Origin of the sequence: Micromonospora sp. NPDC049101 (assembly GCF_040648675.1) — a bacterium.
Taxonomy (GTDB): domain Bacteria; phylum Actinomycetota; class Actinomycetes; order Mycobacteriales; family Micromonosporaceae; genus Micromonospora.
Map to the genome: position 1 here is coordinate 197,426 of NZ_JBEZED010000014.1, position 13,421 is coordinate 210,846.

At 72.7% G+C, this 13,421-nt stretch carries 13 protein-coding genes; 11 read left to right on the plus strand and 2 right to left on the minus strand.

The window, feature by feature from the left end:
- Nucleotides 1-19: 19 nt before the first annotated feature.
- Together AB0B57_RS21075 and AB0B57_RS21080 are read right to left on the minus strand one after the other, a co-directional pair.
- Complete coding sequence (locus AB0B57_RS21075; RefSeq protein ID WP_357072147.1) at nucleotides 20-1,306, minus strand: nicotinate phosphoribosyltransferase; 1,287 nt, start codon at nucleotides 1,304-1,306, stop codon at nucleotides 20-22.
- Nucleotides 1,307-1,322: 16 nt separating this feature from the next.
- Nucleotides 1,323-4,001, minus strand: a complete 2,679-nt coding sequence (locus tag AB0B57_RS21080; protein ID WP_357072150.1) for a LuxR C-terminal-related transcriptional regulator — start codon at nucleotides 3,999-4,001, stop codon at nucleotides 1,323-1,325.
- Between the two features lie 197 nt (nucleotides 4,002-4,198).
- On the opposite strand from AB0B57_RS21080, the gene AB0B57_RS21085 reads away from it, so the two are divergent.
- The 11 genes from AB0B57_RS21085 (at nucleotide 4,199) to rdgB (ending at nucleotide 13,421) form a co-directional block, all read left to right on the plus strand.
- A complete protein-coding gene (locus AB0B57_RS21085) occupies nucleotides 4,199-5,755 on the plus strand; it encodes a hypothetical protein (protein WP_357072153.1) in 1,557 nt (518 codons plus the stop codon).
- A 148-nt stretch (nucleotides 5,756-5,903) separates the two neighbouring features.
- On the plus strand, nucleotides 5,904-6,194 hold the full coding sequence (clpS, locus tag AB0B57_RS21090; RefSeq protein WP_139583456.1) for an ATP-dependent Clp protease adapter ClpS: 291 nt from the start codon (nucleotides 5,904-5,906) through the stop codon (nucleotides 6,192-6,194).
- A 2-nt stretch (nucleotides 6,195-6,196) separates the two neighbouring features.
- Complete coding sequence (locus AB0B57_RS21095) at nucleotides 6,197-6,691, plus strand: DUF2017 domain-containing protein (protein ID WP_355033101.1); 495 nt, start codon at nucleotides 6,197-6,199, stop codon at nucleotides 6,689-6,691.
- A 52-nt stretch (nucleotides 6,692-6,743) separates the two neighbouring features.
- Entirely contained in the window at nucleotides 6,744-7,232 is a 489-nt protein-coding gene (locus tag AB0B57_RS21100) for a M67 family metallopeptidase (protein ID WP_357072156.1), read from the plus strand.
- A 65-nt stretch (nucleotides 7,233-7,297) separates the two neighbouring features.
- Nucleotides 7,298-7,660, plus strand: a complete 363-nt coding sequence (locus tag AB0B57_RS21105) for a MoaD/ThiS family protein (protein ID WP_357072159.1) — start codon at nucleotides 7,298-7,300, stop codon at nucleotides 7,658-7,660.
- An 11-nt stretch (nucleotides 7,661-7,671) separates the two neighbouring features.
- Nucleotides 7,672-8,637, plus strand: a complete 966-nt coding sequence (locus AB0B57_RS21110) for a cysteine synthase (protein WP_357072162.1) — start codon at nucleotides 7,672-7,674, stop codon at nucleotides 8,635-8,637.
- A gap of 223 nt (nucleotides 8,638-8,860) precedes the next feature.
- Nucleotides 8,861-9,604 carry an MBL fold metallo-hydrolase gene (locus AB0B57_RS21115; RefSeq protein WP_357072165.1) on the plus strand — a complete coding sequence of 248 codons (744 nt, stop codon included), beginning with the start codon at nucleotides 8,861-8,863 and terminating at the stop codon, nucleotides 9,602-9,604.
- Between the two features lie 100 nt (nucleotides 9,605-9,704).
- Nucleotides 9,705-10,850 (plus strand): glycosyltransferase family 1 protein, encoded by a 1,146-nt coding sequence (locus tag AB0B57_RS21120; RefSeq protein WP_357072168.1) that lies wholly within the window; start codon nucleotides 9,705-9,707, stop codon nucleotides 10,848-10,850.
- Nucleotides 10,847-12,016, plus strand: a complete 1,170-nt coding sequence (locus AB0B57_RS21125; RefSeq protein WP_357072171.1) for a glycosyltransferase — start codon at nucleotides 10,847-10,849, stop codon at nucleotides 12,014-12,016. Before AB0B57_RS21120 ends, AB0B57_RS21125 begins: the two co-directional genes overlap by 4 nt.
- Before the next feature lie 9 nt (nucleotides 12,017-12,025).
- A complete protein-coding gene (rph, locus tag AB0B57_RS21130) occupies nucleotides 12,026-12,751 on the plus strand; it encodes a ribonuclease PH (RefSeq protein WP_357072174.1) in 726 nt (241 codons plus the stop codon).
- A gap of 52 nt (nucleotides 12,752-12,803) precedes the next feature.
- On the plus strand, nucleotides 12,804-13,421 hold the full coding sequence (gene rdgB, locus AB0B57_RS21135; RefSeq protein ID WP_357072177.1) for an RdgB/HAM1 family non-canonical purine NTP pyrophosphatase: 618 nt from the start codon (nucleotides 12,804-12,806) through the stop codon (nucleotides 13,419-13,421).

A 13,421-nucleotide genomic window follows, 5' to 3' on the forward strand; every position in this document is an offset into this window, starting at 1 on the left:
ATCGGATCGAGCGGAAGGCTCAGTCGGCGGGCACGACGGAGACCGGCACCGCCGGGTCGCCGGCCGAGAGTTTCAGCCCCTCCCACGGGATGGAGATCAGGCATTCGCGCAGGTGCTCGCGCGACTCGTCGAGGGTGGGCAGCGACACTGGCTCGCCCGCGACCACGTACGAGTGTTGGAGCATGCGGTCGTTGGGCTGCCGGTCCGGTACGCCCTGCGGCACGATGATCTCCTCGGTGGCGGTGCCGGTCGGCTTGTGCCGGCGGACCGCCACCTTCCGGCCGCCGATTGTCGCCTTGTGCTCGGAGCGCTTCACCACCGGCCGTCCCTCGACCTCGACGAGCTTGTAGACCAGCCCGGCGGTCGGCGCACCGGAGCCGGTCACCACGGCCGTGCCGGCGCCGTACATGTCCACCGGTTCGGCGGCCAGTGCGGCGATCGAGTACTCGTCGAGGTCGCCGGAAACAATGATCTTGGTCTCGGTGGCGCCCAACGAGTCGAGCAGCTCCCGGGACTGTTGGGCGATCACCGCGAGGTCGCCCGAGTCGATCCGTACCGCCCGCAGCTCCGGCCCGGCGACCGCGATCGCGTTGCGGATGCCCTGGCTGATGTCGTACGTGTCGACAAGCAGCGTGGTGTCCTTGCCCAGCGTGGCGACCTGCGAGGCGAACGCCGCCCGCTCGTCGTCGTGCAACAGGGTGAAGGCGTGCGCCGCCGTGCCCGCCGTCGGGATGCCGTAGCGCGCACCGGCGGCGAGATTGGAGGTGAACCGGAAGCCGGCCAGGTACGCGGCCCGCGCCGCGGCCACCGCCGCCTCCTCGTGGGCTCGGCGCGACCCCATCTCGATGAGCGCTCGACCCCGTGCCGCGGTCACCATCCGTGCCGCCGCCGCGGCCACCGCGCTGTCGTGGTTGAGCACGGAGAGCACAAGTGTCTCCAGCACCACACACTCGGCGAAACCGCCGGAGACGGTGAGGATCGGTGAACCGGGGAAGAACAGCTCACCCTCGGCGTACCCGTCGATGTCGCCGGTGAAGCGGTAGTCGGTGAGCCAGGCCGCGGCCGCGTCGTCGACCACCCCGGTCCGCAGTAGGAAGTCGACCTCGGTGGGGTCGAACCTGAAGTCGCGGATCAGCTCGATCAGCCGGGCCGTTCCGGCGACCACGCCGTAGCGGCGGCCGCTGGGCAGCCGGCGGCTGAACACCTCGAAGACGCACCGGCGGTCGGCGGTGCCGTCCCTCAGTGCCGCACTGACCATGGTCAGCTCGTAGTGGTCGGTCAGCAGTGCGGGGCGGTTGATGCTCACGGCCCCAGCCTAAGGTTCAGTCCGCGTAGCCGCCCTCGTGGCCCGGGATCGCGCGCAGCGCGGCCCCCAGCTCGGCTCGGCCCGCCACGCCGAGTTTGGCGTAGATCCGCTGGAGGTGGTTCTCCACCGTGCGTGCCGAGAGGTAGAGCCGTTCCGCGATGGCCCGGCTGGGCGTGCCGTGCGCGGCGAGGCGGGCAACCTGCCACTCGCGTTCGGTGAGCACCGGTGCGCCCGCGTGCAGCGCTGGCGTCCGGATCAGGTCGCAACCGCCGAGCAGGCCCGCCAGGCGTTCCCGGGCGTCGTTGGCCGCGGTGGAGTGCTGCCGGCGCAACCGCTGCACGGCCTGGGCGGTGGCCTCGGCGGCATACACGGCCAACTCCAGTGCGGCGTAGTCGTCGGCGACCGCGAGCAGATCCGCGGCGGAGTCGGTCACCGCCGCGCGGGCATGCCGGGCCAGCAGCGGTGGAAGCACCCCGTCGACCCGCTCGGACAGCTCGGCCAGGCGCTGCGCCACCGTACGCCGGCCACCGTCGGAGCAGGTGGGCCCGATCGGCATGCCGGCCTGGTCCAGCCGGACGAGATCGTGCAGGACGTGCACCTCGTGCCCGGCGAAGCCGTCCGCGCGCAGCCGGTCCACCAGGTCACTGAGCTGTTTGACCGCATCCGGCAGGTCACCCGACGCGGCGAGCGTCGCACCGCGGGCCTGCTCCAGCCACGGGTAGAGCACCGCCATGCCGGGTGCGTGGGTGCGGTCCGCCTCGGCCATCGCCACGGCGGCCTGCGTGGCGTCACCGCGCAGCGCGGCGGACTGGGCTCGCTCGGCCTGGGCCAGACCGGCGTAGACCCGGCTGGTGGCCAACACCGCGCAGGCACCCAGCGAGGCCCGGATGGCGGCGTCGCTCTGCCCGCGCAACCGGGCCGCGTACGACTGGAGGATGGCCAGGTAGCCGGTGCCGAGCCGGAAGTCACCGGCGCCGGCGAGGTCGGCGAACTCGTCGGCCACTATCGCGTCGATCCCGGCCAGGTCTCCGGTCAACATGAGCCGGGTGCCCCGGGCCAGCTCCAGAGCCAGTTGCAGGTACGGCATGTCGGTGCGCCAGTTGGCCACGGCGGAGTGCACCTGGGCGATCGCCGTACCGCTGCGGGTCAGCTGGCCCTGCGCGGCCTGGACGTACGCGATGGTGCAGCGGGCCAGCTCGCGGGCGGCGACGCCGGCGGCCGGCCGGTCCAACACCTGTTGGCTGAGCCGGACCGCGGTGGTCGTGTCCAGTCGGTGCAGGCGCATGATCGCCTCGAAGGCGTGCACCCGGGACCGGTCCGCGGAGTCGCTGAGCTGCTCGACGCGGCTCGCGATCTCCTCCACGGTGGACTCCTGGCTCAGCCCCCAGTAGCTGACCATCCCGCGCACGGTCAGCCAACGGCAGAGCCGCCACTCGTCGCCGGCCTCGGGGGTCACCGCGTCGAGGACGTCGATGGCCTCGTCCGGCCGGTCGGCGAACATCAGGATGGTGGCCAGCAGCTCGGCCGCGTCGGAGCCACCACCGGCGTGCAACGCGGCACGTGCCAGCCGGGTCGCCAGCGGCACGTCGTAGCGGGTGAACGCCTGGACCGCCGCGTCCACCAGCAGGGCCGGGTCCTGTGCGGTGCCGGAGTCGAGGCGCCACACCGCGACCCGCAGCAGGTCGTCGCGGCGGCGCTTGCCGACCTGCTCGAGCAGCTCCGCGAGGTGGGCCTGAAGTCGGCGGGTGCGGCTGACCGGGCAGCGGCGGCGCATCACCTCGCCGTAGAGCGGGTGGGCCAGCCGCACGTTGGTGCGTCGGTCGTGCTGGACCACGCTGATCAGCCCGCGCTCCTCGGCGGTCTCCACGTCCGACTGGTCGGCGGCCTGCCGCAGGAGGTACAGGCCGAGTGGTTCGCCGAACGCGACGAGCTCGACGACCGCGCGGACGCCGTCGGTGAGTTTGCCGACCCGGGTGTCGATGAGGTCGGTCAGGTTGGGCGCCAGCTCCAGTCGCCCGGTCCACTTCCAGATCCCGTAGGTGCGTTTCAACTCGGAGCTGCCGTTGGCGGCGTGCACCAGCTCCCGCAGCAGCAGCGGGTTTCCGGCCGACAGCCGGCCGAGCCGGTCGGCGGAGCCGGCGTCGACCGGGCCGCCCAGGATCGCCGCCAACAGACCAGCGGTCTCCGCCTGCGGCATCGGGGTCAGCTCGACGTGCTCGACCAGATCGTCTGTCCAGAGTGCGCGGATCGGCAGGGGGATCTGCTCGCCGTCGCGCAGGGTGCCGACCACTGTGGCGTTCTCCGAGCGGGCGACCAGGTGGACCAGCGCCGCCGAGGGTGGGTCGAGCAGGTGGGCGTCGTCGATGGCGAGCACGATCCGTCGACCAGCCGCCTGCTGTTGCAGCACGTTGAGCGCCCAGCGCAGGATGCCGGCGGGGGAGAGGCCCTGGGGCTGCTCGGCGGGGAGGACCTGCACCAGCCCGCCGAACGGCAGCGCCGCGGTGGTGGCGCTGGCCGCGATGGACCAGATCGCGAAGCGTTCGGTGGGCAACGTGCTCAGGCCCTCGCGCAGCAGCCGACTCTTGCCGATCCCGGCGCTGCCGCTGAAGAAGAGCCCCCGACCAGCCTCGCCGGTCACCGCCGCCAGCAGGCGGTTGAGCTCGTCGGTCCGGCCGACGAACTTCCATCGACTCATTCGCGCAGCATATCGACCGGAATCCGTCCGCGCCCGCACCGTCACTCAACGAAGTTGAGTAGTCGCACAATTACCGGTGAGTATCCGGAGTGTTCCACCTGGTTGCCGACCCGCACGTAGTCTTCCGGCATCCGGGTTTCTTCACCGGATTTCGCACCCGACCGGGCGTCCGGTCGCCTGCCCCGGGAGGCCACCTGATGAAGCAGGGCCCTCTCCCCTCGGTCGACTCGTCGGACGACGTGGCCGGCCCGGTCGATCTGCCCAGCTGCGGTCCGCTGCCCACCCAGGTCGGCGTGACCAGCCCGGCCCCGGACGAGCCCCTTGGCGTGGTCGCGGTCGGCCCGGCCGGTGCCGAGCGACGCGCCGTGCTCGCCACGCTGCTCGGGCTCGACCCGGTCATGCTCACCGTGCCGGCCGGCAGTTGGCTACTGGTACGCAACGCCAAGGTGCCCACCCGGGCGGCGTTCGTGCCCGGATACCGCCAGCCCCACTCCTACGGGGCAGACCGGAACGCGGCCGGCCCGGCGTTGGCCCGTCCACCCCGGCGGGTCGAGCTGAGCGTGCCCGAGCCGCTGCTGCGGCACTTCACCCTGATCGACTCACCGGACACCGCCACGTTCGGCCTGGCCGGCAGGCCGGTGCTGCTCGACGCGGTGGGCCGGGCCGGTGCACTGCTCTTCGTGATCGCCGCCGACCAGGCGTTCACCGCCGCCGAGCTGAACCTGCTCGCCGAGGTCGCACCGACCGCGGTGGAGGTCGTCTTCGCGGTGACTCCCGGCGTGGCGGGTTGGGCCCCGCCGTCCGACGGTATGGCGACGACGGAGGACGCGGGGGCGTCCGTCCCGCCGGCTGCCGGTCGGGCGACCGAGGTGGACGCGGCCGCGGTGACCGTGGCGGCCCACCGCGCGGCGCTGTTGGCCGCGGTGCCGGCGCTGGCCGGCGCGCGGTGGTTCCCGGTCGACGCCCACTCCGCCGACTCCGCCGCCGACCTGCGGCGGGCGTTGGTGGTTTGGTCGTCGGGCGAGGGGCTGCGGCGGGCCAGCGCCGACCCGCCGGTGCCGCCGGGCCAGCACGACCGGGTCGCCGTGGCCGCCGATCCGGGCGGCTGGTCCGAGCACCTCGACCGGCAGACCCGATCGTGTGCGCAGCGGATCCGCCAGCATCTCGCACTGGAGCTGGCCAACATCCACCTGCGGGCCGTCCAGGAGATCGTGTTCGGGGTCGGTTGCGCGGGCCTACCGGACCTCCTGGACCGGGAGATGGCGGCGTTGTCGCTGTTGGCCACCGCCCAGTGCGACCAGGCGGTGCGCGGCATCATGGCCGACGCCGCGGCCCGGGTGCTCGGTGGGCCGCCGGTCGAAGGGGTGCGGCGGCGGATCGCCACCGCAGTGCAGTACGGCCTGGCCGATGATCGGCCCGGCCACGAGCTGGACAAGGTGCTCCTGATCACCAGCACGGCCGGGGTGGCCACGTTGACCGGCCCGGAGGCGATCGACGCCCTCGCCAACTATCCGCCCGCGTCCCGCGCCGAGGTGCTCCCGCCGGTTGCGGTGGCGCTCTCCGGCGGGTGCTGGCAGCAGTGGCGTACCCCCGGCAACGACGACCACAGCGCGGCGCGGGCCTGGTCCCAGCGCGCGGTGCGGGAGGTCGAGCTGGGGTTGTCCCGGGAGGTCTCCCGACGGTTCGAGGTGATCCGCCTCTCGCTGGGCGCGGTGCTCTCCGATGCAGTCGATCACGGCATCCTGCTCGCCTGACGGCGTGGCCGCCCCCGAGTCCGGGGCCGCGTCCCCGCACGCGTCCGACGGTGTCCAGGGCGGGTCAGGGGTGTCCGGGGTGGGCGATCCGCGCCGGGCCGGCGTTCCGGTTCCTCGGTTCCGGGAAACCGGTGGCACGATGGGGGGTATGGCGGCTCCACAGGTTGCACCGGTCGAGACGCCGGACACTGATGAGGTGCCGGCGGCTGACCGGCAATGGGTGACGATCGTGTGGGACGACCCGGTCAATCTGATGACGTACGTGACCTGGGTCTTCCAGAAGCTTTTCGGCTACAGCCGGGAGAGGGCCGAGCAGTTGATGCTGGACGTGCACCACAAGGGGCGTGCCGTGGTCTCCACCGGTGCACGGGAACGGATGGAGCACGACGCGTCGCAGCTGCACGCGTACGGGCTGTGGGCGACGGTGGACAAGTCGTGAGCATGTTCCGCCGGCAGGCCGGCCGCTACGTCGCCACCTTCGCCGTCGACGAGGTGCGGGTGCTGCGCAAGGTCGCCTCCGAGGTGGTTGGCCTGCTCACTGACGGCTTCGACCACACCGACCCGGTCGTCGGTCGGCTCTTCCCGGCGGTCTATCCGCAGGACGCTCCCGGGACGGCCGAGTTCCGCCGCTACACCGAGGGCGACCTGAAGACCGCGAAGATCGATCAGGCGGGGGCGATCCTGGCCGCGCTGCCGGACGACGCCGGCGGTGAGGTGCGGCTGGACGCCGAGGCGGCCGAGGCGTGGCTACGGGCGCTCAACGACGCCCGGCTCGCGATGGGCGTCCGTCTGGAGATCAAGGACGGCACGGACCTGGGCGAGGAGTTGGACGACGCGGTCGCCGAGGATCCGGGATCCAGCCGGGTGTTCCAGCTCTCGGTCTACGCGTACCTCGGATATTTGCAGGAGTCGCTGCTCAACGCCTTGATCGACTAAGCGTGACCGGCACCACTTCGGCCCGTGCCCGACAGGCGTTAGGCTGGTGCACGTGCTGAGCATCGACCGGTCGATCATCGACGCGATCGTCGCCCACGCGCGCCGGGATCATCCAGACGAGGCGTGCGGCGTGGTCGCCGGTCCCGTCGGCAGCGACACCCCGACCCGGCACATCCCGATGGACAATGCCGCGCGGTCGATGACCTTCTACGAGTTCGACTCGATGGAGCACCTGCGCGTGTGGCGGGAGATGGACGACCGGGACGAGGAGCCCGTCATCATCTACCACTCGCACACCGCCACCGAGGCGTACCCGTCGCGGACGGATGTCTCCTTCGCCGGTGAGCCGGGCGCGCACTACCTGCTCGTCTCGACCCGCGAGCCCGCCGCGGAGGAGATCCGGTCGTTCCGGATCGTCGACGGCGTGGTCACCGAGGAGCCGGTCCGTGTCGTGGAGGCCAGCGTCGACCCGCACGCCGTCCAGTCCTACATGTTCGGGCAGAGCCCGGCGACGGTCGATTACGAGTGTTCCGGTCGCTGACCTGTCAGCGCCGCAACCGTCTCGTCCCGTCACCGTAGGCACACCCGATCGAGGAGTTCGACATCATGGCCATTGAGGTTCGCATCCCCACCATCCTGCGCAGCTACACCGGCGGCGCCAAGGTCGTCGACGGCGCTGGCGACACGCTCGCCGATCTGCTCACCGACCTGGATTCCCGGCACGGCGGTCTGCGCGGCCGGCTGATCACCGACGCGGGCACGCTGCACCGCTTCGTCAACGTCTACGTCAACGACGAGGACGTCCGTTTCCTCGGCGCACTGGACGCCAAGCTCTCCGACGGCGACAGTGTCACCATCCTGCCGGCCGTGGCCGGCGGCGCGTTCGGCTTCGCCGCGGCCGCGGCGATCAGCTCGCACAGCGCCGCGGCAGTGGCGGCCAGCGGGCACGCCGCCGTCGCGGCTCGCTGAGGTCGGCCGCCATGGCGCGGTACGAAAGCCTGCTCGACGCCTGTGGGGGCACGCCGCTGGTCGGCCTGCCCCGGCTCTCTCCGACGGTGCCCGACGGTGCCCCGCCGGTGCGGCTCTGGGCCAAACTGGAGGACCGCAACCCCACCGGCAGCATCAAGGATCGCGCGGCGCTGTTCATGGTCCGGGCGGCGGAGGAGGCTGGCCGGCTCCGCGCGGGTGACACCATCCTCGAACCGACGAGTGGCAACACCGGCATCTCGTTGGCGATGGTGGCCAAGCTGCGCGGCTACCGGCTGGTCTGTGTGATGCCCGAGAACGTCTCCACCGAGCGGATCCAGCTGCTCCGGATGTACGGGGCCGAGATCATCTTCTCGCCGGCGGCGGGTGGTTCCAACCAGGCGGTCGCCACCGCCAAGCAGATCGCCGCCGAGCACCCCGACTGGGTGATGCTCTACCAGTACGGCAACGAGGCGAACGCGCGGGCGCACTACGAGACGACCGGGCCGGAGCTGCTGCACGACCTGCCCAGCATCACGCACTTCGTGGCCGGGCTGGGCACCACCGGCACCCTGATGGGCACCGGGCGCTACCTGCGGGAAAAGGTCGAGGGCATTCAGGTCGTGGCCGCCGAACCGCGCTACGGCGAGTTGGTCTACGGCCTGCGCAACATCGACGAGGGCTACGTGCCGGAGCTCTACGACGCCTCGGTGCTCTCCCGGCGCTTCTCGGTCGGCACCCGGGACGCGGTGCTGCGTACCCGCCAACTCGTGGAGGTGGAGGGCATCTTCGCCGGCTTCTCCACGGGCGCCATCCTGCATGCCGCGCTGGCGGTGGCGCACGAGGCGGTCCGCGACGGTCGACGGGCCGACGTGGCCTTCGTGGTCTGCGACGGTGGATGGAAATACCTGTCCACCGGCGCGTACGGCGGGACGCTCGCCGATGCCGAGGACGCCCTGGAAGGGCAGCTCTGGGCCTGACCGAGCCGGTCTTCCCGGTACGGGCCGTCGACGTGTGTCGACGGCCCGTACCGCATCCGCCGCGCCGTGAGTGTGTGTCACGTTCGTGACAACTTCCGGCGGATGATTCTTGCCGCCCGGTGCCCCAGCGTAGGCTGCGCAGCGTGACGTACGCGTCGGTAGAGATCATGGCTGAGGCAACGGCCGGCAGGGATGCTACTGACAGTGACAGCGAGACGACTCGATGCGACTGACCGTCCTGGGCAGCGCCGGCAGTTTTCCCGGCCCCGAGTCGCCCTGCTCGGCCTATCTCGTCGAAGCCGACGGCTTCCGGCTCCTCGTCGACTTCGGCTCCGGCTCGTTGTCCAGCCTCCAGCGGTACGCGGGACTGCACGCCCCGGACGCGATCCTGCTGACCCACCTGCACTGCGACCACATGTTCGACGCCGTTCTGTACGTGGTCGTGCGCCGGTACGCCCCGGACGGCCCCTATCCGCCGTTGCCGGTGTACGCGCCCGCCGGCGCACCGGACCGGCTCAGCGCCGCGTACGGCGACGACGGCTCGGTGGAGGACGTCTACCAGTTCTACGCCCTGCAGCCGGGCACCTTCCCGATCGGCCCGTTCGCGGTCACCGTCGACCGGGTCAACCACCCCGTCGAGACGTACGGCGTGCGGCTGGAGCACGGCGGCCGGTCGTTGTGCTACTCCTCGGACACCGCGCCGTGCGCGGCGCTGCTGCGGCTGGCCCAGGACGCCGACGTGTTCCTCTGCGAGGCCAGCTACCTCGATGGCATGGACAATCCGCCGGATCTGCACCTGACCGGCCGGGAGGCCGGTGAGGCGGCGACCAAGGCCGCGGTGGGTCGGCTCCTGCTGACCCATCTGGTGCCCGCCTGGGGGAGTGAGGCGCACACCCTGGAGTCGGCCGCCGGCGCGTACACCGGGCCGATCGACGTGGTCCGACCCGGCGCGAGTTACGACATCTGACCCGTTGGGGTGGGCCGGGCCGCGGTGTTGTGCCGCATTGTTCGCCGTCCGGTCAGCGGGCGGTTGTCTGGCGCACCCGTGACACCCGCACGGTGTGGGCATGCGGATCGCCATCGTGACCGAGTCGTTCCCCCCGGACGTGAACGGCGTCGCGCACTCCGTGGTGCGCACGGCGGAGCACCTGCTCGAGCGGGGCCACGAGCCGGTGGTCATCGCGCCCGCCCCGCCCGGTGCCGGCCGGCGGGGCCTCGACCGGCTGCCGTACCCGGTGGTGCGCATCCCCAGCGTGCCGCTGCCCCGCTATCAGGGTTTCCGGTTGGGCGTGCCCACCACCACCCGGTTGACCGGCGCGCTGCTGTCGGCCGAGCCGGACGTGGTGCACCTGGCCAGCCCGTTCGTCCTCGGCGCACGGGCGGCCACGCTGGCCAGCCGGCACCGGCTGCCCACGGTTGCGGTCTATCAGACCGATGTGGCGGCCTACGCGCGGGCGTACCGGGTGAGCTGGGGTGAGGCGGCGGCCTGGCGCCGGCTCCGGGAGATCCACAACTCGGCGCAGCGGACCCTCGCCCCGTCCACCCGCGCCGCCGCCGACCTGATCGCCAACGGGGTGCAGCGGATCTGGCTGTGGCGCCGGGGAGTGGACGCCGTCCGCTTCGATCCGGCCAAGCGGTGTGCGGCGCTGCGGGAGCGGCTGGCACCCAACGGTGAGTTGCTGATCGGCTACGTCGGTCGGCTCGCCCCGGAGAAGCGGGTGGAGCTGCTGGCGGCGACGTCGCGGCTGCCCGGGGTGCGGGTGGTGGTGGCCGGGGACGGCCCGGCCCGCCGCCAGCTGGCCCGGGACCTGCCCCGGGTGACCTTCCTCGGCGTGCAGCACGGCGAGGAGCTGGCCCGGCTCTACGCCAGCCTGGACCTGTTCGTGCACACCGGACCGCACGAGACCTTCGGGCAGACCATCCAGGAGGCGCTGGCCTCCGGGGTGCCGGTCGTGGCGCCGGCCAGCGGTGGCCCGGTCGACCTGGTCGACCAGGGGGTGACCGGGCTGCTGGTGCCGCCGAACGACGGTGACGCGCTGGCCGCCGCGGTCGCCGAACTGGCCGGGGACGCCGATCGGCGGCGGGCCTACGGGTTGGCCGCCCGGGTCGCGGTCAGTCGGCGTAGCTGGGCGGCCGTCGGCGACGAGCTGATCGGGCACTACCACGCGGTACGCGCCGTGGCCGCCGCCGTTGGCCTGCCGGCCGCCTCGTGACCGGCGCGGCGGGCGGGCTGCGGATCGTGCGGCTCGCCAACTTCGTGACCCCGCGCTCCGGCGGTCTGCGGACCGCGTTGCGGCACCTCGGGGAGGGCTACCGGGCGGCCGGGCACGATCCGGTGCTGGTGATACCCGGCCAGCGGGCCGCCGACGAGTCGCACCCGTGGGGGCGGGTGATCACCCTGCCCGGCCCGGAGCTGCCGGGCAGTGGCGGTTACCGCCTGCTCGCCGGTCGACGCCGGCTGGCCCGACTGCTCGCCGACCTGGCACCGGACCGGTTGGAGGTCTCCGACCGGTTGTCACTGCGCTGGACCGGCCGGTGGGCGCGGGCGCACGGGGTGCCGTCGGTGATGGTGTCGCACGAGTCGCTGACCGGGTTGCTCGGCCAGTGGGGCGCGCCGGACGCGCTGCGCCGCCCGAGCGCCGACCGCCTCAACCGGGCCACCAGCCGGGCGTACGACCGGATCGTCTGCACGACCCGGTGGGCGGCCGAGGAGTTCGACCGGATCGGCGCCGACAACGTGGACCTGGTGCCGCTCGGGGTGGACCTGGACACCTTCCACCCGGACCGGGCCGACCCACGGCTGCGCGCCCGCTACGCCGACCCCGGCGAGTTGCTGCTTGTGCACTGCGCCCGGCTGTCGCCGGAGAAGCGGCCGGAGTTGGCCGTGCAGGCGCTCGCCGAGCTGCGCCGGATGGGCGTACCGGCGGTGCTGGTGCTGGCCGGCGACGGCCCGCTGCGCGGCGCGCTGGCCCGTCGGGCGGCGGGACTGCCGGTCACGTTCACCGGTTTCCTACCGGACCGCGTCGCGGTGGCCGCGTTGCTCGCCAGCGCGGACGTCGTGCTGGCGCCGGGCCCGGTGGAGACGTTCGGCCTCGCCGGGCTGGAGGCGCTGGCCAGTGGCACCCCGGTGGTGGTCAACGCGGCCAGCGCGCTGCCCGAGGTGGTCGGCGACGCGGGCGTGGCCGCGTACGGCTCGGGCGCGTCGATGGCCGAGGCGGTGCGCCGCATCGTGGCTCGCCCGGAGGCGCGGCGGCGGCGTGCGGCCCGGGAGCGGGCCGAGGAGTTCGGCTGGCCGGCGGCGGTCGCCGGGTTCCTCCGGGTGCACGGCGCGGAGGTTCCCCGGGGCACCGCGAGCGAGGTGGATCGCCGCACCGCATAGGGTGCAGGGATGGCGCGACCTGACGGGCGAGGGCCCAATCAACTTCGACCGGTGACCCTGGCCCGGGGCTGGAGCACCCATCCGGAGGGCTCGGTGCTCGTCGAGTTCGGCGGCACCCGGGTGCTCTGCACGGCGAGCGTCACCGAGGGGGTGCCCCGCTGGCGCAAGGGCTCCGGGCTCGGTTGGGTCACCGCCGAGTACGCGATGCTGCCCCGGGCCACCAACACCCGCTCCGACCGGGAGAGCGTCAAGGGCCGGGTCGGTGGCCGCACCCACGAGATCTCCCGGCTGATCGGCCGCAGCCTGCGGGCCGGCATCGACCTCAAGGCGCTCGGCGAGAACTCGATAGTGCTCGACTGCGACGTGCTCCAGGCCGACGGCGGCACCCGCACGGCGGCGATCACCGGCGCGTACGTCGCGTTGCACGACGCGGTGGGGTGGCTTGCCTCCCGCAAGGCGTTGGCCGGCAAGCCGGAGAAGGTGATGCACCGGTCGGTGTCGGCGGTCAGCGTGGGAATCATCGCTGGCGAGGCGCGGCTGGACCTCTGCTATGAGGAGGACGTCGCCGCCGAGGTGGACATGAACGTGGTGTGCACCGGAGCGGGTGACTTCGTCGAGGTGCAGGGCACCGGCGAGGCGGGCGTGTTCGCCCGCGACCAGCTCGACAGCCTGCTCGACCTGGCCGTGGCGGGTTGCGCGGAATTGGCCGAAGCCCAGCGCAAGGCACTCGCGTGAGCGCGACGAGTGCGCTTGCGAGCCCCGCAGTCGCGAACGAAGGTGTTTCCGCATGAACAAGGTCCTGCTCGCCACCCGTAACCGTAAGAAGCTTGTCGAACTCCAGCGGATCCTGGACGGCGCGCTCGGCACGCAGCGGATCGCCCTGCTCGGGCTGGACGACGTCGAGCGGTACGAGGAGCTGCCGGAGACCGGCCTGACCTTCGGCGAGAACGCGCTGATCAAGGCGCGGGAGGGTTGCCGGCAGACCGGCTTGGCGACCATCGCCGACGACTCGGGGCTCGCGGTCGACGCGCTCAACGGGATGCCGGGGGTGTTCAGCGCCCGCTGGTCCGGCCGGCACGGCGACGACCGGGCCAACCTCCAGTTGGTGCTGGATCAGATTGGCGACGTGCCCGACGAGCAGCGGGCGGCCTCGTTCGTCTGCACGGTGGCGCTGGTGCTGCCCGGCGGCAAGGAGCACCTGGTCGACGGTCGGCAGTCCGGGCGGGTGCTGCGTGCGCCGCGCGGTGACGGCGGGTTCGGCTACGACCCGATCTTCCTGGGCGACGGCCAGGACCGGACCAACGCCGAGCTGACCCCGGCGGAGAAGGACGCGATCAGCCACCGGGGCAAGGCGCTGCGCGAGCTGGCCAAGCTCGTCGCCAAGGTGCTGCCGCCCGCCGCCTGA

Coding starts and splice junctions, on each gene's coding strand:
- AB0B57_RS21095 (WP_355033101.1), top strand. CDS start 6,197: ATGTTCCGCCGGCAGGCCGGCCGCTACGTCGCCACCTTCGCCGTCGAC.
- AB0B57_RS21105 (WP_357072159.1), top strand. CDS start 7,298: ATGGCCATTGAGGTTCGCATCCCCACCATCCTGCGCAGCTACACCGGC.
- AB0B57_RS21120 (WP_357072168.1), top strand. CDS start 9,705: ATGCGGATCGCCATCGTGACCGAGTCGTTCCCCCCGGACGTGAACGGC.
- AB0B57_RS21080 (WP_357072150.1), bottom strand. CDS start 4,001: ATGAGTCGATGGAAGTTCGTCGGCCGGACCGACGAGCTCAACCGCCTG.
- AB0B57_RS21110 (WP_357072162.1), top strand. CDS start 7,672: ATGGCGCGGTACGAAAGCCTGCTCGACGCCTGTGGGGGCACGCCGCTG.
- rph (WP_357072174.1), top strand. CDS start 12,026: ATGGCGCGACCTGACGGGCGAGGGCCCAATCAACTTCGACCGGTGACC.
- AB0B57_RS21115 (WP_357072165.1), top strand. CDS start 8,861: ATGCGACTGACCGTCCTGGGCAGCGCCGGCAGTTTTCCCGGCCCCGAG.
- rdgB (WP_357072177.1), top strand. CDS start 12,804: ATGAACAAGGTCCTGCTCGCCACCCGTAACCGTAAGAAGCTTGTCGAA.
- AB0B57_RS21085 (WP_357072153.1), top strand. CDS start 4,199: ATGAAGCAGGGCCCTCTCCCCTCGGTCGACTCGTCGGACGACGTGGCC.
- clpS (WP_139583456.1), top strand. CDS start 5,904: ATGGCGGCTCCACAGGTTGCACCGGTCGAGACGCCGGACACTGATGAG.